At 68.2% G+C, this 17,565-nt stretch carries 19 protein-coding genes; 5 read left to right on the forward strand and 14 right to left on the reverse strand.

Annotated features, from left to right (window positions below):
- The first annotated feature begins 42 nt into the window (after positions 1-42).
- A complete protein-coding gene (locus tag AB0B45_RS41100) occupies positions 43-447 on the forward strand; it encodes a hypothetical protein (RefSeq protein WP_358142720.1) in 405 nt (134 codons plus the stop codon).
- Between the two features lie 127 nt (positions 448-574).
- Here the strand turns inward: AB0B45_RS41100 and AB0B45_RS41105 are convergent, their stop codons facing one another.
- Both AB0B45_RS41105 and AB0B45_RS41110 read right to left on the reverse strand, forming a co-directional pair.
- On the reverse strand, positions 575-1,618 hold the full coding sequence (locus AB0B45_RS41105; RefSeq protein ID WP_358142722.1) for a hypothetical protein: 1,044 nt from the start codon (positions 1,616-1,618) through the stop codon (positions 575-577).
- Between the two features lie 39 nt (positions 1,619-1,657).
- On the reverse strand, positions 1,658-2,335 hold the full coding sequence (locus tag AB0B45_RS41110; protein ID WP_358142723.1) for a GAP family protein: 678 nt from the start codon (positions 2,333-2,335) through the stop codon (positions 1,658-1,660).
- Between the two features lie 508 nt (positions 2,336-2,843).
- Here AB0B45_RS41110 and AB0B45_RS41115 point away from each other — a divergent pair.
- The 3 genes from AB0B45_RS41115 to AB0B45_RS41125 all read left to right on the forward strand — a co-directional run bounded on the left by AB0B45_RS41115 (position 2,844) and on the right by AB0B45_RS41125 (position 5,921).
- Positions 2,844-3,932 (forward strand): catalase family protein, encoded by a 1,089-nt coding sequence (locus tag AB0B45_RS41115; protein WP_358142725.1) that lies wholly within the window; start codon positions 2,844-2,846, stop codon positions 3,930-3,932.
- Positions 3,933-3,966: 34 nt separating this feature from the next.
- Positions 3,967-5,358 (forward strand): Dyp-type peroxidase, encoded by a 1,392-nt coding sequence (locus tag AB0B45_RS41120; RefSeq protein WP_358142726.1) that lies wholly within the window; start codon positions 3,967-3,969, stop codon positions 5,356-5,358.
- An 83-nt stretch (positions 5,359-5,441) separates the two neighbouring features.
- Positions 5,442-5,921 (forward strand): hypothetical protein, encoded by a 480-nt coding sequence (locus tag AB0B45_RS41125; RefSeq protein ID WP_358142727.1) that lies wholly within the window; start codon positions 5,442-5,444, stop codon positions 5,919-5,921.
- Positions 5,922-6,178: 257 nt separating this feature from the next.
- On the opposite strand, the gene AB0B45_RS41130 is transcribed toward AB0B45_RS41125, so the two are convergent.
- The 4 genes from AB0B45_RS41130 to AB0B45_RS41145 form a co-directional block, all read right to left on the reverse strand.
- The gene (locus tag AB0B45_RS41130; RefSeq protein WP_358142729.1) at positions 6,179-6,604 is read right to left on the reverse strand and encodes a PIN domain-containing protein; all 426 of its coding nucleotides are present in this window, start codon (positions 6,602-6,604) and stop codon (positions 6,179-6,181) included.
- Positions 6,601-6,846 carry a hypothetical protein gene (locus AB0B45_RS41135; protein WP_358142730.1) on the reverse strand — a complete coding sequence of 82 codons (246 nt, stop codon included), beginning with the start codon at positions 6,844-6,846 and terminating at the stop codon, positions 6,601-6,603. Before AB0B45_RS41135 ends, AB0B45_RS41130 begins: the two co-directional genes overlap by 4 nt.
- 367 nt (positions 6,847-7,213) lie before the next feature.
- A complete protein-coding gene (gene katG, locus AB0B45_RS41140; RefSeq protein ID WP_358142732.1) occupies positions 7,214-9,445 on the reverse strand; it encodes a catalase/peroxidase HPI in 2,232 nt (743 codons plus the stop codon).
- Positions 9,446-9,477: 32 nt separating this feature from the next.
- Positions 9,478-9,915: a Fur family transcriptional regulator gene (locus AB0B45_RS41145; RefSeq protein WP_358142733.1), complete on the reverse strand. Its 438-nt coding sequence runs from the start codon at positions 9,913-9,915 to the stop codon at positions 9,478-9,480.
- A gap of 320 nt (positions 9,916-10,235) precedes the next feature.
- Between AB0B45_RS41145 and AB0B45_RS41150 the strand changes: the two genes are divergently transcribed.
- Positions 10,236-10,946, forward strand: a complete 711-nt coding sequence (locus AB0B45_RS41150; RefSeq protein WP_358142734.1) for a hypothetical protein — start codon at positions 10,236-10,238, stop codon at positions 10,944-10,946.
- Positions 10,947-11,028: 82 nt separating this feature from the next.
- Here the strand turns inward: AB0B45_RS41150 and AB0B45_RS41155 are convergent, their stop codons facing one another.
- The 8 genes from AB0B45_RS41155 to AB0B45_RS41190 all read right to left on the reverse strand — a co-directional run bounded on the left by AB0B45_RS41155 (position 11,029) and on the right by AB0B45_RS41190 (position 17,561).
- Complete coding sequence (locus tag AB0B45_RS41155; RefSeq protein ID WP_358142736.1) at positions 11,029-11,928, reverse strand: oxidoreductase; 900 nt, start codon at positions 11,926-11,928, stop codon at positions 11,029-11,031.
- Between the two features lie 418 nt (positions 11,929-12,346).
- A complete protein-coding gene (locus AB0B45_RS41160; protein ID WP_358142737.1) occupies positions 12,347-12,508 on the reverse strand; it encodes a hypothetical protein in 162 nt (53 codons plus the stop codon).
- Positions 12,509-12,832: 324 nt separating this feature from the next.
- On the reverse strand, positions 12,833-14,476 hold the full coding sequence (locus AB0B45_RS41165) for a GMC oxidoreductase (RefSeq protein WP_358142739.1): 1,644 nt from the start codon (positions 14,474-14,476) through the stop codon (positions 12,833-12,835).
- An 89-nt stretch (positions 14,477-14,565) separates the two neighbouring features.
- Entirely contained in the window at positions 14,566-15,066 is a 501-nt protein-coding gene (locus AB0B45_RS41170) for a carboxymuconolactone decarboxylase family protein (protein ID WP_358142740.1), read from the reverse strand.
- On the reverse strand, positions 15,063-16,142 hold the full coding sequence (locus AB0B45_RS41175; protein ID WP_358142742.1) for a dihydrodipicolinate reductase: 1,080 nt from the start codon (positions 16,140-16,142) through the stop codon (positions 15,063-15,065). Before AB0B45_RS41175 ends, AB0B45_RS41170 begins: the two co-directional genes overlap by 4 nt.
- 90 nt (positions 16,143-16,232) lie before the next feature.
- Complete coding sequence (locus AB0B45_RS41180; RefSeq protein ID WP_358142743.1) at positions 16,233-16,700, reverse strand: hypothetical protein; 468 nt, start codon at positions 16,698-16,700, stop codon at positions 16,233-16,235.
- 64 nt (positions 16,701-16,764) lie between these two features.
- Positions 16,765-17,424 carry a class I SAM-dependent methyltransferase gene (locus AB0B45_RS41185; RefSeq protein WP_358142745.1) on the reverse strand — a complete coding sequence of 220 codons (660 nt, stop codon included), beginning with the start codon at positions 17,422-17,424 and terminating at the stop codon, positions 16,765-16,767.
- An 8-nt stretch (positions 17,425-17,432) separates the two neighbouring features.
- A complete protein-coding gene (locus AB0B45_RS41190) occupies positions 17,433-17,561 on the reverse strand; it encodes a hypothetical protein (RefSeq protein WP_358142746.1) in 129 nt (42 codons plus the stop codon).
- Positions 17,562-17,565: the final 4 nt, after the last annotated feature.

Genomic DNA, 17,565 nt, shown 5'->3' on the forward strand with positions numbered 1-17,565 from the left:
CCGCCCGTCATTCCCCAGGGCACCGGAGTGAGAATCCAGATCATGGAGTCAGAGACCGAAGAGCTGCGGACGTGGAGCGGCCTTGCCCTGGTCATCCTGACCATGGTCTGGCTGATTGGAACCCCGTACCTGTTTCTGCAAGCGTTCTCGGAAGGGTTGCGAGCCTCGTTCGGAGGTCCTTCTGATGACGACCGCTTGATGTGGTTCCTCATCGCCGCAACTGTCGTCGGAGTCAGCGCACCCGCGCTCGCGGCTGTCGTCGCCGGGAAGACCCAAAGGGAGGGAGCCGCACTGGTGTTCGGAGTCGGTGCGGCCCTCTGTCTCACTGCCGGTCTCGCGATCATCTCCGGGAACAGTGGTGACAGCTCAGCCCCGCCTCCGGAGCCGCTACCTCCCGGCTATTGCGTCGAGCGCAGCGGCGGCGACCACGACTGCCCCGGATGGTGAATGAGGGCATGCCCCGTGACGCGGGGCGCTCACGGCGTCTTCCAACTGATTCGGGTCAGCCGCGGTTGATCTGGCGTGGGTGGCTGAAGGCTGAACTCTCGAGCGACCGTCACAGCCGGCTCGAAGCTCATCGCTGAGGCGCAGAAGGCCGCCGGGGTAGTTCCTGCGTTTCATGGCCACGGAGATCGGACGACGCCGTCCGGGTCCGGCAGCACCGCCGCCAGGGCGCCAGGCTGGTCGGCCGCAGCGCCCGGGTACACACCGCAGCGATCAGCGGCACGGGCGGCGTCCAGCCAATCCGCAAGATCATCCTCGTCCAGGACGTAGTCATGCCGAAGCGTTCCCCCGCACGATTTTCGATCAAGCACATCACGCCTGCCACCGAGGAGTTCTCGTCGAGAAGGCGGTCAGCGTGTTCGGCGATCTCTGCGAGAGAGCTGTCGGTGATCTCCACGGGGGGTCCCAGGAAAGCCGTGACGTGGGCGCGCGGTCTGAGTTCGGAGCGAACTCGGGCTACGCCGTCCCCCGGGGTGACCAAGTGCCAGCGCCACGCATCTCCCGCCCAGAGTTCCAGAAGCGGCAGTTCACCCCCGGTGCTTTCCGCCAGCCGCTCCACCTCAGCCCAGAACTTTTCATCGGCTGGTCGCTGTGATGCCGGGGTTTCCAGCTCCAGATCGTACGGCGAGGCGAACTCTTCGACGAAGAGTCCCATCTGCCGCGCCGCGTCCACCGATCGGATACAGGGAAAGCGACTGCCGACATAGAGGTAGTAATCCCAGCCGACATGAGCATAGAAGCGCTCCTCCGCTTCCAGCCGGCCCCACACTCCCTCCCCGCGCAACATCGCTCTGACCAATGCGAGCCCGGCCTCAAGGGGAACTTCATATCCGTCGTAGAGAGCATGCGCGGGAATGAACGGCATGCCCGAGGCCGCCTCTGGAGCGAAGACACCGCCCGCCGGTAGTTCAGGAGTCCGTACAGCCAGGGTGGCCACCCCGGATTCCACGGCGAAGAGCTCCACCGCTTTCACGTACGAGGCCTCAACCTGCTCGTATCGTTCGCGCGTGAGCACCTCGCCACCGAAGACGCGACCGACATCACCGACCCCGGTCCAGTCGTCCCCGGTGAAAACACCATCCGCCCGCCTCAAGCGAGGGTCGTACTTCGTCACTCTGAATCGGTGTTCGAGCACACCCCATTCTCAGCGAGCTCACGAGAGGAGAATGCCAAGGCCGTCCCCGAGCAGTTTCAGGCCGAGCACGGCGAACAGCACCGCCATGATGGCGGTGTTGTGCCGGGCGGCCCAGCCCCTCCAGTTGCCGAGCATGGCCTTGGCCCGTTCTCCCATGATCAGGAAGACGCCGAGGGGCACCAGGAGCCCCAGGGAGGCGATGATCACGAACAGCGCCAGCGTCGCGACCTTCTGCCCGGGCGGAATGGTGGTCGCGCTGATCGAGGCGCCCGCGGCGATGGTCAGCGGGGCGTTCTTGAGATTGGCCGCCGACAGCACCACCCCGAGCCCGAGAACCTTCGCCGGCGAGAAGCGGTCGATCGCCGACATCCATTTCGGCAGGTCCGCCTCCGCGCCCGCAGGGGGTCGCCGGTGCCACTGTCGCGCGCCGAGCAGGACGAGCAGCACGCCGAGCCCGAGCTTGAGCCCGCCCACCCACGCGGCGGGCTTCGACGGGGTCGAACCGGCGGCGGGCCCGCCGATCGCCAGCATCACCGCGCCCAGCGCGAAGAGCCCGACGAGCCAGCCCAGGGTGAACAGCAGTCCGTTCGCGCGTCCGCTCGGCGTACCCAGGATGATGATGATGGCGATGATCGGGAGCGGGCTGATCGCCACCCCGGCCGCGAGTCCCAGCACATCACCGAGGGCTGTCCCCATGGCGTCCTCCAACGACGATCAGAGACGATCTCGCTGACCAGGCGCTCGACCTCAGACTCGCGCGCTCGCAGCACGTCGCGCCGGTGACCAAGGCACCCGGGAGCCCTCCCACCCCCATCATTCCACCTGGACGGCGCCTGACCGTCTGAGTCTCCTCGGTGGGCAGTCGCGGGAAGGTCAAGGGAATGCGGTCGACGGCGGGCCTGCTTCAGGAATGGCTGCTGACTGCGCCATAGGCGCGGGCGTCATCTTCCGGGCGCATGCTGACCGGCCTAAACTCTGGTGCTAGTCCTGTCCGGCAGCCGCCACATGACGACTGCGAGAGCGGCACCAGGGCTTGGCGAGCGGCCCGGCGTGCGTGGCCGCCGCCAGCTTGTTGACCTCGTGAATCCTGTGTGCGCGCTCTCGGCGGCCGGTTCGCGGACAGGCCGTCGTACGGCACGGCTCGCAGACCGCAGAAGGAACGGTCGAGCCCATGTCATCACGGTTCATTCCTTACACGCCCGATGTGGAAGCCATCGATCCCGACTTCGACAAGAAGTTGCAGACGGTGATCGGCAGGACCGAGCAGTACATCGCTGGATCGGTCGCGTCCGAAGGCACGGGTTTCGCCGTTCGCGACGCGCACGCCAAGGGATACGGGCTGGTCAAGGGGGAGGTCGAGATCCTCGACCGGCTCCCCTCCGAGTACGCGCAGGGCATCTATGCCACACCGGGCAGGCATGGCGCGCTGGTGCGCTTCTCCAACGGTTCGCCGCATGCCGGAGCCGACGCGCGGCTGGGGCGGGCGACCGGCCTGGCGCTGAAGATGTTCGACGTCGCCGGTCCGACCCTGCTGGAGGACGAACCCGACAGCCGTACCTTCGACTACAACCTCATCAATGCGCCGATCTTCTTCTGCAACACCGTGGATCACTATCTGTTCATCCAGGAGCTGTTCCTCGACGCGCCGCGCTACTTCGCTCAGGGCGCGCCCGGTCGCCATCGCTTCTACAGCGAGTTCGTCACCGGGAAGGGGACGCTGGAGCAGGACGAGTGGGCGTGGGATGAGCTCCTGGCCTTCCTCAAGGTGCAGCAGCGGGCGTTGGTCAACGTGCTGTTGTCGGCGTACTTCACGATGGGCGCGGTACGGCACGGCGACTACATCGCCAAGGTGCGCCTCGCCCCTGACCCCGCCTGCGCCGCCGCGGTGGTCCACCGCGACATCGACGTCACCTCGGCCGAGGAGGTGTTCCGGCCGGCACTGGTAGCCGAGCTGAGGGACCGGCCGTACGCGTTCGACATCCAGGTCCAACTCTGCGCGGACCTGAACCGCATGCCCGTCGATGACCTCACCGTCGAGTGGCCGGAGACGCTGTCCCCCTTCGTCACGGTGGCCAGGCTCACCTTCCCGCAGCAGGACATCTCCGGCACGGAGACCATCGCGAAGATGGACGCGCTGTCCTTCACCCCATGGCGGGTGCCGGCCGCGCACGCGCCCCTCGGGGAGATCATGCGCGCGCGCAAGGAGGTCTACCGCCGCTCCTCCATCCAGCGGCACCGGCTCAACGCCCAAGAACGCCAGGAGCCCCGCAGCGCCGACGAGGTGCTGCCGTAGAAGATCGGACTCCACGGATACGCGAGGCGGTGCGATGACGGACAACAGCGAGAGCAAGGCCCAGGTCCTGGAGCTGGAGGACATCCAGGGCACCCTGCTGCGGCAGCGGCCGTGGCCGTACACGGGCTCCTACTTCCTGCTGCGCATCGACGACGCGGCCGACGGCCGGAAGATGTTGCGGCAGCTGGCGCCGCAGGTGGCCTCGGCCGAGCGATGGTGGGACCCGCCCAACCGCGCGTGGTTCAGCGTCGCGTTGAGCCATGCGGGGCTACGCGCCCTCGGCGTACCGCAGGCATCGCTGGACAGCTTCCCTCCGGAGTTCCGCGAGGGGATGGCCGCGCGTGCGGCGCGGCTCGGCGATGTCGGCGAGAGCGGCCCCGAGCACTGGGACCCGCCGCTGGGCACCAGTGACGTGCACGTCGCGCTGTCGGTGTTCGCGCCGGACGAGGCCGGACTGCGGTCCGTGCTGGACGGCGCCCGCGAGGCGTTGAACGGCCTGCCCGGGGTCTCGGTGATCTACCGGCTCGACGCCGACCAGCTGCCCACCGGCCGCACCCATCTGGGGTTCGTGGACGGCATCGGCGAGCCAGACATCGAAGGCGCCGGGGTGGCCAGCATTCTCCAGACGCAGACGGGTGGCGACCACTACGGCTACCTGCCGGGGTTCGGCCCCACCATCAAGGCCGGCGAGTTCCTTCTCGGCTACGTCAACGAGCTCGGGCGGGTCGGGCCGATGCCCCAGCCCGACATTCTCGGCCGCAATGGGACTTATGTGGCATTCCGCAAGCTGCACATGCGGGTGGCCGCCTTCCGCAGGTACCTGAAGGACAACGCCTCCTCACCCGAGGAGGAGGAACTTCTCGCGGCGAAGATGGTCGGCCGCTGGCGCAGCGGGGCGCCCCTCGCGCTGGCCCCCGAGCACGACGACTCCGATCTGGCGGCGGATCCGCAACGGGCCAACGACTTCGCCTACCGGCAGGAGGATCCCCGCGGTCTGCGCTGCCCGCTCGGCTCTCACATCCGCCGCATGAACCCGCGCGATGCCCTGTCGGACACGTTCGTGGACATCAAGCTTCACCGCGCCCTGCGCCGCGGCGCCACCTACGGGCCCATGCTCCCGGAAGGACAACTGGAGGACGACGGCGCCGATCGCGGCATCGTGTTCATCTTCATGGGCGCCGACCTGGTGCGGCAGTTCGAGTTCATCAAGACCCAGTGGGCCAACGACGGGGACTTTGTCGGCCTCGGCACCGAGAAGGACCCCGTCATCGGGGACAACGATGCCACCGGCACCTTCACGATCCCTCAGCGGCCCGTCCGTAGGCGGCTGCGGGAACTTCCCCGCTTCGCGGTCACCAAGGGGGGTGAATACCTGTTCATGCCCGGGATCCGGGCGCTGAACTGGCTCGCCGAACTCGACGCGTGAGCCGCCGTTCGGGCGACAACTGCGTCGCCGTCAACGGCCTGGCGGAGCGCACAGGCTCACCCGGCCCAGAAAGGGAAACCATCATGACCGCGAACGCGGAAAAGCCGAGCCGCCCGGGCTTGAAGTCCGGCCGGACAAACGAGTTCACCCTCTTCTTCAACGTCAAGCCCGGTCACGGACAGCAGATCCGGGAGATCTTCCAGCAGCCGGGATTCGAGGAGAAGAGGAAGGAGATGAGCACGCGCATCGGCACCCTGCACGACGCGCGGTGGGTGCTGTTCGATGACGACACGCGGCTGCTGTTCGCCACGAACTTCGACGGCGACTGGGACGCGTACATCGACGACTTCGCCGCCCAGATTCCCGACATCTTCGACACCATCCTGCAGCACACCGAGGACTACCCGGGCATCCACGACCCCAACATCAAGGACCTCATCGTCGCTCATCAGGAGACGGCGTGCTCGTACTTCCGCACGATCCCGGACGCGACGGTGAAGGACCTTCAGAAGGCGGTGCGCGTGCAGGAAGCGTTCCAGCGCCTCCTCGACGAGGCCGGCTGATCGCCCGCCTCCCGATCACGCGCGCGGCGTTACCGGACGATTCCCGCGCGCCAGTGAGCTGTCGCGGATCCATGCCCGGGAGTGTAGGGAGGCCAGCGCACTACCGATTCCCTGGCCCTGGCGAGAGGGTGTCGAGGGTCGACCACAGTCGCTCACGAATAGCACCCTTCGCAGGTCAGCTACCTGACGAGGCCTGATCTCCGCAATCCCCAAGCTGACAACGCGGGTTCGATGCCCGTCACCCGCTCCAAGATCCCTCAGGCGAGCACTTCGGGCAGTAGTGTGAACGCCGACACGTGTTGTGGGCGGATCAGCGTGAAGTCACGGCGATCGATCGTGGCGATCTGCGTGACGCCCAGACGCTCAGCGATGGCGACTACAGACACATCAGCCGGGTCGAGGCGGGCATCCTTGTGGCGCCGGACGAGTTCGGCCATACGTCGTACGTCGGCAGGCAGCAGATCGACAAGCTCGAACTCTTCGGTCACTGAATCGAGAAACTGCGCATGTACGGCAGGCCCCATGTGCCTGTTGATCGTCCAGCCAGCTTCGATCAGGATCGTCGAGGGCAGCAGCAAGGGCCCCTCCAGTTCCTCCAGAAGTCGCACGCACGAGGCATGGTGTTTGTCATCTCGATCGACGACGGCAATCAAGGGGCCGGTGTCCAGGAGCGTGGCGGTCACACTGACCGATTGAACCGCTCCGACAGTAGATCTTCGACCCGTTCCGACAGATCACCCTCGCCCGACGCGCCGATTCCCGCGATGGAGAGCCGGCGACGTCGAGTCGGCTGGGGCGACTCTTCGTCCACCGCTTCAGCCAACTCCGGATCTGTCTTCACCAAACGCAAAAGGCGACGCGCCTGGTCCGGCGAAAGCCTGTCCACCAGGTGATGAAGCTCCTCATACGCGTGTCCAGCGCTCATACCGAGGAGTTTACGCAAGCAGTTTCGCAGGCGACAGCGAAGCCCAGGCACTCGACCGGTTCGACGGCAGATCGACCGCCTCAGCGATGTGGAGAGATCTTGTGCCAGATCCGCGCCTGAACAGGCGGGGAACCAGGGTCATTCGCGCCGCCAGGTTGGGGCGGGTAGACCATCGGCTCGGCGCTGGCGGGTCGGGCCTCGTAGTCTCAAAACGAGATTGCGCGGCGCGCCACACACCCCGTGAGGAAAGCAGTCATCCGTTCCAACGCCAAGGCCCAGGTGGGGAACATGATCCCAACCCGGGCCTTGATCCTTCGGACCCAGGAACGTCCAGGTCGGCCGGCTCGGGCCGACCTGGACGTCATGGTCAGACGAGGTCGAACCGGTCGAGGTTCATCACCTTGTCCCACGCCGCGACGAAGTCGTTCACGAACTTCTCCTTCGCGTCGTCGCTCGCGTAGACCTCGGCGAGCGCGCGCAGCTCGGAGTTCGACCCGAAGACCAGGTCTGCACGGCTGCCGGTCCACTTGACCTCGCCCGTGGCGGCGTCGCGACCCTCGAACGTGTTCGCGTCCTCGGACGTCGCCTTCCACGTCGTGCCCAGGTCGAGCAGGTTGACGAAGAAGTCGTTGGTCAGAGAGCCGGGAGTCGTGGTGAGGACGCCGAGCGACGACTGCTGGTAGTTCGCGCCCAGGACGCGGAGGCCACCGACCAGGACCGTCAGCTCGGGGGCGCTGAGGGTCAGCAGGTTCGCCCGGTCGATCAGCAGGTACTCGGCCGGCAGCCGGTTGCCCTTCCCGAGGTAGTTGCGGAAACCGTCGGCGGTCGGCTCGAGCGCGGCGAAGGACTCCACGTCGGTCTGCTCCTGCGACGCGTCCGCGCGACCCGGCGCGAAGGGGACCTTGACGTCGAAGCCGGCGTCCTTGGCGGCCTGCTCGACGGCCGTACCGCCGGCGAGCACGATCAGGTCGGCGAGCGAGACCTGCTTGCCGCCGGTCTGGGCGGCGTTGAAGGTCTGCTGGATGCCTTCCAGGGTCCGCAGCACCGTCGCGAGCTGGTCGGGGTCGTTGACCTCCCACCCGCTCTGCGGCTCGAGACGGATGCGGGCACCGTTGGCACCGCCGCGCTTGTCGCTGCCGCGGAAGGACGAGGCCGACGCCCACGCGGTGGACACGAGCTGGGACACCGACAGCCCCGAGGCCAGGATCTGACCCTTGAGGGAGGCGATGTCCTCAGCGTCGACGAGCTCGTGCGTCACCGCGGGGAGGGGGTCCTGCCACAGCAGCGTCTCGGCCGGGACCTCCGGGCCGAGGTAGCGCGCGATCGGGCCCATGTCGCGGTGGGTCAGCTTGTACCACGCCCGGGCGAAGGCGTCCGCGAGCTCGTCGGGGTTCTCGAGCCAGCGTCGCGTGATCTGCTCGTAGACCGGGTCGACGCGGAGCGAGAGGTCGGTCGTCAGCATCGTCGGGGCGTGGCTCTTCGACGGGTCGTGGGCGTCGGGGACGGTACCCGCCCCCGCGCCGCCCTTCGGCCTCCACTGGTGTGCGCCGGCGGGGCTCTTGAACAGCTCCCACTCGTAGCCGTACAGGATCTCGAGGAAGCTGTTGTCCCACGTCAGCGGGGTGTTCGTCCAGATACCCTCGAGGCCGCTGGTGATCGCGTCGGCGCCCTTGCCGGTGCCGAAGGTGTTCTTCCAGCCGAAACCCTGGTCCTCGATCGGGGCAGCCTCGGGGTCGGCGCCGACGTGGTCCGCCGGGCCCGCGCCGTGGGTCTTGCCGAAGGTGTGACCGCCCACGATCAGGGCGGCGGTCTCCTCGTCGTTCATCGCCATCCGGCGGAACGTCTCACGGATGTCGCGGGCCGCGGCGAGCGGGTCCGGGTTGCCGTTCGGGCCCTCCGGGTTGACGTAGATGAGGCCCATCTGGACCGCGCCGAGGGGGTTCTCGAGCTCCCGGTCGCCGGTGTAGCGCTCGTCACCGAGCCAGGTGGTCTCGGGACCCCAGTAGACGTCCTCGTCGGCCTCCCAGACGTCCGCACGACCGCCGGCGAAGCCGAAGGTCTTGAAGCCCATCGACTCCAGGGCGACGTTGCCGGTGAGGATCATGAGGTCGGCCCACGAGAGCTTCTTGCCGTACTTCTTCTTGACCGGCCACAGCAGGCGGCGGGCCTTGTCGAGGTTCCCGTTGTCGGGCCAGCTGTTGAGAGGGGCGAAGCGCTGCTGGCCTGCGCCGGCGCCGCCGCGGCCGTCGCTGATCCGGTACGTGCCCGCGCTGTGCCACGCCATGCGGATCATGAACGGGCCGTAGTGGCCGAAGTCGGCCGGCCACCAGTCCTGCGAGGTCGTCAGCACCTCCGCGATGTCCCGCTTCACGGCCGCGAGGTCGAGGCTCTTGAACGCCTCGGCGTAGTCGAACTCCTCGCCGAGAGGGTTGGCCACGGCGGGGTTCTTGGCGAGGATCCTCAGGTTGAGCCGCTCCGGCCACCACTGGCGGTTGCCGCCGCCCTGAGTGGGGTGAGGGGCGCGCTCGTGGGCGACCGGGCAGCCACCTCCGCCCTCCGTCTTCGCGTCTGTGACGATTGCGTCGTGGTTCTCAGACATGGGAATCCTTCCGGACCAATCGGTCTCTGTGCTCAGGAACTGCGGGTAGTGGAACAGTCGGGGCACAGGCCCCAGTAGACGACCTCGGCCTCGTCGACCGAGAAGCCGTTGTCGTCGGAAGCTGTCAGGCAGGGCGCATGGCCGACCGCACAGTCGACGTCAGCGACGGCACCGCACGACCGGCACACGACGTGGTGGTGGTTGTCCCCGACGCGTCCCTCGAACAGGGCCGGGCTGCCGGCCGGTTCGATACGGCGTACGAGTCCCGCCGCGGTGAGGGCGTGAAGTGCCTCATACACGGCTTGCAGGGAGATATGGCCTACGCGATCGCGCACCCCGGAGGCGATCGCCTCGACGCCAAGGTGGTCACCGCCCCGCACGGTCTCGAGGAGCGCGACACGGGCGGCCGTCACACGCAGGCCGGCACCGCGCAGCTCCTCGGGGATGGTCGGGGTCCTGGATGCGGTCATGACGCCAACCTACCGTCATAAACACGAACGATACAAGAGAACGAATGACCCAACTCTACCGGCATGTCGGCGACGTTTGCGCAGTTGGGGCGGCACGTGCCGTCCGGATGAGCCGGCTCATGGACCCCGGGACCGTGTCCGGCGCGAGTCCTGATCGCCGCGCCGGAACCGGCAGCGATCACCCGCCGTGGCGGCCGGCCCCCGTCGACCGCCACCTCAGCCAGACCGTCCCGCCACTGGGTTGACCTGACTTTCGACAGGGGTGCTCGTTGACGATCGACGGATGATCCACCCGGCTCGGCCTCGGCAAGCTCTCTGCCATGAACACCTTCTTTCCCGGACGGTGGATCGGCGGCGGGACGCTCGTCTTGGGGCCGGTGGTGCTGTGCGCCGGATTCCTGCTGCGTTACGTGAGCTCGGTCACCGCCCTCACCCCTCAGCAGCAGGTGTGGGCCGAGGCGCAGCCGTTCGCCGCCTACGGCCAGCTCCTCGCCTACACCTCAGACCCCGCCCTGCTCACCCTCGCCTACGCCGTATTCGCGCTGGGGGCGGTGCTGCTCTTCCCTGCCTTCATCGCCCTGGCGCAACAGGTGGGAGGTTCCCTCGCCTTCTGGGGCGGCACTCTGCTGGTCGCCGGGCTCTTCGCCCGCCTGTACTTCGCCGGTGCCGACCAGACCGCCTTCCAGCTCACCGAGGTCGTCGGGCTGGACCAGGCGACGAACGCGATCATGAAGGAGTACGTCGACATCTCCTACGGGCCGTGGCGGGTACCGGTCTGGGCCTCGGTAGGACAGTACGCGGGCTCGCTCCTGCTGGCTGTCGCCGCCTGGCGATCGGGCCTGTTCGGCACCGCACGCGCCTTGATGCTGCTGCTGGCGGGAGGCACCTGGATGGGCGTGCTGAAGGGCGCCGAGATTCCCGATGTGCTGCTCACCGCCCTGCTCTGCGTGGCCCTGGTCCCGCTGGGCGCGCAGATGCTGCGTGAGCGGCTGCCGACCCCGACCGACCGGTCGAAGGTGCTGAGCTGGTGAGCGGAGGCGGGAGCAGAGGCAGGGCGTGGAGCCGTTGGTGGCTTCACGCCCGGCCGACGGCGGGTCGATGGGGAGGGGGCGGTCAGCGGGTGGCGAGCGCGTCGAGCGTGCGCAGCGCCTGCTCGGGCAGCTCGACGGCGGCCGACGCGATGTTCTCGCGCAGGTGCGCGACCGAAGAGGTGCCGGGGATGAGCAGGATGGTCGGGGAGCGGTGGAGCAGCCAGGCCAGCGCCGCCTGCCAGGCCGTGATGCCCAGGTCGCGGGCGACCTCGTCCAGGGCTTCGGCCTGGAGCGGGCGGAAGCCCCCCAACGGGTAGAACGGCACGTAGGCGATGCCCTGCTCGGCGCACCAGTCGACGAGTGCGTCGTCCTTCCGAGAGGCGACGTTGTAAAAGTTCTGCACGGTGACCACCGGGGCGATCTCCTCGGCCGCCCTGACCTGCTCGGCGCTGACGTTGCTGACCCCCAGGTGCCGGATCAGGCCCTGCTCGCGTAGTTCGGCGAGCACGGTGAAGGGCTCGACGATGTCGGCGGCGGCCAGGGTGTCGGTCATCCGCAGGTTGACCAGGTCCAGCACCGGCACGTCCAGGCGCTTGAGGTTGTCGTGGACGGCCTGGACCAGCTCGTCGCGTGACAGGGCGGCGGGCCAGGCGCGGTCGGGGGTACGGCGGGCGCCGACCTTGGTGGCGATGCGCAGGTCCTCGGGGTAGGGGTGCAGGGCCTCACGAACGAGGTCGTTGACGACGTGCGGGCCGTAGTAGTCACTGGTGTCGATGTGAGTGATCCCCGCCTCGACGGCGGCGCGCAGGACGGCGAGGGCCGCGTCCCGGTCGCGCGGCGGCCCCCAGACCTTCGGGCCCGCCAACTGCATCGCGCCGTAGCCGATCCGGGTGAGGGCCAGGTCGTCGGCCAGGCGCAGCACGCCCCCTGGAAGCTCGGCGGCCGCGTTCTTCATGACCGTGTGTTCGTATTCCGTGTGCACCGTTCAAGAATCCGCCTAAGGCGTAGATCCATGCATCAGGCGCATGACCTATTCAGCCGCAGAGTCGTCGGGCCAGCGGGCGAAGATCAGGAGTACTGGCGACGGTGGTGGTCACGTCGAGCACCCGGCCGCGCACCTGGGAGTGGCGCGGGTGGTCCGGGTGGGAGATGGCGACGGACCCGTTCGATGTTCCTCGTCTTCACCAGACCATGCGAGAGGTTCACCAGATCATGCGAAAGACACCGCTCGCTACGCGGCACGTGAGGCTTTCACCCTCACGCCTGGAGCGACGTGGACCCGAGATCCTCCGCGTGATCGCCGGGCCTGAGCAGGAGGCTCGTCGGAGCCGCCCTCGTTCTCCGGGCTTGGCTGGACACGGCACAGCCAACCAGCCCGTCATCGGGGTGCCGCTGAGGTCTCAGAGCTTGAAGAGCCTGGGGTACGGCGCGACGATACGAAGCTTCTCCGCGCCGAAATCGACGATCACGGCGACATCTTCCTCGACACCGATGACGGACCCGAGGCCGTACTTGTCATGGCTCACCCAGTCCTGCAGTTCGAACCGCTCTACAGGGGGCAAGGGGGCAGCAGGGACGTTGAAGGGACTTCCAGGCAGGGGACGCCGGACCGCGGCTCTTGTGGGCTTCATTGTCACTAGTATGCGCCCGTTGGGCCGATGGTGGAGATATTCTCCCCAACCGATCACAGGAGACTTGCGCCGGTGTCCGCCCGCGGTCTGCGCACCACCCGTCCGCCGACGCTTTCGTCGATCTTGCCCAGATGCGCGTCCCGTCGGAAGACCTTTCCCAGGTGGCGTCCCACAGGGAGATCTTTCCCACGTGCGCGCCCCGCGGGAGGGGGTCGGCCACACGCGCCCGTGGCCGACTGCCGCGTCAAGCCATCGCTACAGGTCGGTAGCTATGATCTTTTCGATGTTCCGTTCGGCGAGCGCCGTGATGGTGACGAACGGGTTGACACTGGTGTTGCCGGGGATCAGCGAGCCGTCGATGACGTACAGGCCCGGGTAGCCGGGGAGGCGGCCGTAGTTGTCGGTGGCCTTGTTCAGAACGGCGCCGCCGAGCGGGTGGTAGGTGAGGTGGTCGCCCCAGATCTTGTAGACGCCGAAGAGGTCGGTCCGGTAGATCGTCCCCTCCTTCGCGTTGATCTTGTCGAAGATCGTCTTGGCCATGTCGATGGACGGCTGCTTCCAGGCGGTCTGCCAGTTCAGATCGACCTGGCCCGTCGCGGCGTTCCAGGAGAACTGGGCGCGGTTCGGGTTCTTGGTGATCGACAGATAGAACGAGGCGTAGGTCTCGATCCCGGTGGGCAGCGGTGCGACCTCGGCGAACGCGCCGCCTGCGGCCCAGTTGTCGATGCCGGAGCACGGAATGGTCGACTGGAGCTTGCCTGTCGGGTCCCACAGGTGGTTGGCGCGGCCGCACATGACGTTGCCGTTGTCGCCCCAGCCCTTGCCGACCTCGTCGTTCAGGTTGGGCAGTGCGCCGGTGGCCTTGAGCTTGACCAGCAGCTTGCTGGTGCCGACGCTGCCTGCGGCGAAGAACACCCTGTCCGCGGTCACGGTCTTGGTGGCCGTGGTGTCGCCGTTGGTGTTGATCTGGTCGATGACGACCGTGTAGCCGCCGCCGGCCGCCGGGGCGACCGAGGTGACCTTGTGCAGCGGCGAGATGGTGACCTTGCCGGTAGCCTTGGCCTGAGCGATGTAGGTCAGCTGCAGTGATTTCTTGCCGTGGTTGTTGCCGTACAGGATCTCGCCTGCCAGCGCCGACTTGGTGACGGTCCCTGCCGCCTCCTGCTTCATGTAGTCCCAGTCGTACACGTCGGGCACGAAGACGAACGGGAAGCCGGAACGCTGGGCGTGCTTGCGGCCGACCCTGGCGTACTGGTAGCAGGCGGCGGAGTCGAACCAGACCGGGTCGACGGTGTTGACCCCGAGCCCGGCGTTGGCGCGCGGGTAGTAGGTGGTGTACATCTCGTCGGCGTTCACCGACGGGAGGACGGCGCCGAAGTTCTCGCGTCTGGGTGTGACGGCCATGCCGCCGTTGACCAGCGATCCGCCTCCGACGCCGCGGCCCTGGTAGACCGTGATGCCGCTGAAGTCCTCGGCGTCCAGGATGCCGGTGTAGCGGGAGATGTCCCTGTCGATCGGGAAGCCGAGGAAGTAGTTGAGGGGCGCCTTGGTCCTGGTGCGCAGCCAGTAGGAGCGGTGGTCCGGCTGGAGCGTGTTGCAGAAGATCTTGCCGTCGGGGCCGGGGGTGTCCCAGGCCATGCCCATCTCGATCATGTGCACGTCGACGCCCGCCTGGGCGAGACGCAGAGCGGCGACGGAGCCGCCGTATCCGGTGCCGATCACGAGGGCAGGGACGTGGGCCCCGCCGGCGATCGGAGCGGCCGCGCGGGCGGCCTTCGCGTGGGCCGCGGTCGCGGGACCCGCGAGGGCCGCCATTCCCAGGATGGAACCGGTTCCAGCGATGAATCCCCGGCGCGAGACGCCTTTGGAGCCAGGCGCGCCCGAGGGGGTGTCGTTCATGCGATGTTCCTCACTCTCGACGAAATGAGAACAACTTCTCCATGTTTGCTCGCGCCTTAGGTCGCCAAAATGTGCAGGTCACAGGGCATCTATCGCTTGACGGAGGGCGATGGGCCGCTGGGCAGCACGCACACGGTGTCCAGGCCCAGCACATGGTTGAGCCGGCCGAATGCCAGCCACGAGCCGAGGCTCATGCTCAGCTCCACGATTTCGAGCTGGCTGTAGTGCGCGGTCATCCGCGCCCAGAACTCGTCGTCGAGACCGTGGTGGTCAAGGGCGTACCGCTCGGCGTACTCGGCGGCCAGACGGGTGCGGTCGTCGAAGGCGTCGGTGGTGCGCCACTCGGCCACCGCGTCGGCGAACTCCTCCTCGACCTTCTGCCCGTCCCGTTCGGTCCGCCAATCGAGGCAGAACACGCACCCGTTGATCTGCGCGATCCGCAGCCGTGCGGCCTCGAACTCGCGCAGTCCGAGGGTCGTGTGGGCGTACACCGCCAGCGAGTAGTTCGAGGCGGCGGTCCCGATGCCGGGAACCATCTCGCCCCACACGTACGCGATCGCGTCCTTGCCCTCGGGGATGTCGATGTTCATGGTCGCTTCCTTCCGAGTCTGCCGACCGCGGGACGCAGTGGGATGTCGAGCGCGTCGTAGAGCCCTGGTTTCGCGTCCACGAGCCAGTCGATGGCGCTCACCAGCCGGCCGGCCGCGGTGGCGTTCCCGCCCGCGGACCGGTTGCCGTCCTCGTCGGTGGCCTCGACCGTGACCTCGATACGCGGGCGGCCCTCGATGATCACCCGGTGTGCCCCTTCGCCGTCGGGCGGCGTCGGCCAGTCCGGGGCGCAGGACGGGTGGATGCGGGTGACGTGCTCGATGACGATGCGAGGTTCGCCCTCGACGATGCCCTGCACCTCGAACCGCACCGCGCCCTGGGTGCCGGCCTCGAACTCGCCCATCGTCCTGGTACTCACCGTGGAGTCGAGCGGGCGCCGATCCACGGTCTCGCGGATCTCGTCGAGTTCGACGCCGAGGGCCCTGGCCATGAGCCGTACCTGCCCGCCCCACACCATGGTCGGGATCGTCGGAGCGATCATCGGCGGCTCGTAGTCCATCGGCTGGCCCATGCCGACCAGGTACCGGACCGAGTCGGGCTGGTCGTAGGTGGAGTAGTCGAAGATCTCCTGGCAGCGGATGACATCGACGGTGGTGCCAAGTCCGCTGATCAGCAGCGGCAGCACGTCGTTGCCCCAGCCCGGGTCGACGCCGGAGACGAACAGCGAGCCGCCGCCGTCCGCAATGGCGGCCAGCACCGGTTCCCGCAGTTCCGGCGGGGCGTTGCGCTGGTCGTAGAGGGCGTACATCGAGGGGGTGACGACCACGGCCCCGGCTCGGATCGCCCTGATGATGTCGGCGAGGGCCTCGTCGGGGCGGATGTCGCCGGACGCCGCGTACACCACGGCGCGGGGGCCGGCGGCCAGCACCGCGTCGATGTCGTCGGTCGCCGCGACCCCCAGATCGTAGCCGAGCCCGCCGAGATCGCCCGCGTCGCGGCCGACCTTGTCGGGGTTGTGGACGAGCACGGCGGCGAGTCTCAGCGCCGGGTGAGCCTCGACGGCACGGATGGCCGCGCGGCCGACGTTGCCGGTACCCCAGACAATCGTGGGCGTCATGGGCGGAGCGTAGCAAGCGCTTGGTTCGGTGTATAGTATCGCCGCGATCCCGGCCCAGGCCCCGTCGCACGGACGCGGCCCCGCCCGCCCTCAGGTCATCGAGAACGTCTCCAAGCCGCGCCTGAACGGCCGAGCAGGCGCGGCACGGACGCGACGAGCACGCCGACTCCGGAGGAGGCGACCAGGGCGGCGGCGAGGAGCGCGGTCGAACGCCAGGGCCAGGCGGCGCCGGAAAGACTCGACCCCGCGATCGGTACGCAGCCACCGCGTCACCGTGTCGGGAACGAACGGCTCGCCCGGCTGCGGAGCCCTCAGCCGGTAGCCCGGTACCAGCACCAGGTCGCCCGACGCGGTGGGCGGCAGGCCGCCGCATCCGGCCAGCCGGAGTCCCTTCGCCGACATCGTCTCCTCGGCGTCGGACACGAACTCGAGCCGGTATCCGGCGCCCAGATGCGCCGCGGCGTCGAAGACCTGCACGGGACCGCCGAGGTCCAGCAGGTTCACCTCCGGCAGGACCAGCACCACCACCCGGCCCGTGCCGGCCGTTCGCTCACTCACGGGTCCACGCTAGATCGCCCGCGTACGCCTGCGGGAGGGCCCCGCGGGCCGCGCACCGGACGGATCAGGCACTCGCCCGGCCCGTCCTGCGGGCCAGGAGGTAGGCCCGCTTGACCTTCTCCGTCCCGTCGGGCTCGCGCACCAACCGCGCTTCGACGACCAGCCCCACCTCGCTCAACCGCTCTTCCACCAGGTCCGGCGACTGCCAGTAGAAGTCGAGCGTCACCGCGTGGCCCAGCCACTCGGTCATGCGCGGCGGCTGGGCGCCGACCTGGAAGGCGAGCAGCAGGCGACCGCCCGGTTCCAGCACCCGGTGCAACTCGGCGAACAGCGCGGGGAGCTGCTCAGGCGGGGTGTTGATGATGGAGTACCAGGCGACGATGCCACCGAGGGCGCCGTCGGGCAGGTCCAGGTCCGTCATCGAACCCTCGTCGAACCGCAGGCCGGGAAACGTCCTGCGGGCCACCGCGACCATCGCAGGCGACAGGTCCACGCCGAAGACCGTCAAGCCGAGCGCGTCCAGGTGTGCCGTCACCCGGCCCGGACCGCACCCGAGGTCGGCGACCGGCCCTCCGCCGTCCTTCCGCACGATCTCGGCGAACGCCGCGAGCAACGCTCGGTCCCATGGCTTGGCGGCGAGCTCATCGCTGAAGTGCTCGGCGTAGTCGGCGGCGATGGTGTCGTAGCCCATCCGCGTGGCGTGCAGATAGGAGGGTTCGGTCAAAAGTGTCCTTAGATGCGCAGTTCGGGTGGGAATCCGGTCCACCGGTCGACAGGGCGACGGCCGTTCTCCGTCAGCCCGCTCTCGTCCGGCGAAGCCTCACCGTGCCGGGTCAGGTAGAGAAGGCGGGCGGTGGCCATGCCC

The sequence above is a fragment of the Nonomuraea sp. NPDC049152 genome (assembly GCF_040648355.1).
In the GTDB taxonomy this organism is placed as follows: Bacteria; Actinomycetota; Actinomycetes; order Streptosporangiales; family Streptosporangiaceae; genus Nonomuraea.

Coding starts and splice junctions, on each gene's coding strand:
- AB0B45_RS41100 (WP_358142720.1), top strand. CDS start 43: ATGGAGTCAGAGACCGAAGAGCTGCGGACGTGGAGCGGCCTTGCCCTG.
- AB0B45_RS41110 (WP_358142723.1), bottom strand. CDS start 2,335: ATGGGGACAGCCCTCGGTGATGTGCTGGGACTCGCGGCCGGGGTGGCG.
- AB0B45_RS41120 (WP_358142726.1), top strand. CDS start 3,967: ATGACGGACAACAGCGAGAGCAAGGCCCAGGTCCTGGAGCTGGAGGAC.
- AB0B45_RS41125 (WP_358142727.1), top strand. CDS start 5,442: ATGACCGCGAACGCGGAAAAGCCGAGCCGCCCGGGCTTGAAGTCCGGC.
- AB0B45_RS41135 (WP_358142730.1), bottom strand. CDS start 6,846: ATGAGCGCTGGACACGCGTATGAGGAGCTTCATCACCTGGTGGACAGG.
- katG (WP_358142732.1), bottom strand. CDS start 9,445: ATGTCTGAGAACCACGACGCAATCGTCACAGACGCGAAGACGGAGGGC.
- AB0B45_RS41145 (WP_358142733.1), bottom strand. CDS start 9,915: ATGACCGCATCCAGGACCCCGACCATCCCCGAGGAGCTGCGCGGTGCC.
- AB0B45_RS41150 (WP_358142734.1), top strand. CDS start 10,236: ATGAACACCTTCTTTCCCGGACGGTGGATCGGCGGCGGGACGCTCGTC.
- AB0B45_RS41165 (WP_358142739.1), bottom strand. CDS start 14,476: ATGAACGACACCCCCTCGGGCGCGCCTGGCTCCAAAGGCGTCTCGCGC.
- AB0B45_RS41170 (WP_358142740.1), bottom strand. CDS start 15,066: ATGAACATCGACATCCCCGAGGGCAAGGACGCGATCGCGTACGTGTGG.
- AB0B45_RS41175 (WP_358142742.1), bottom strand. CDS start 16,142: ATGACGCCCACGATTGTCTGGGGTACCGGCAACGTCGGCCGCGCGGCC.
- AB0B45_RS41190 (WP_358142746.1), bottom strand. CDS start 17,561: ATGGCCACCGCCCGCCTTCTCTACCTGACCCGGCACGGTGAGGCTTCG.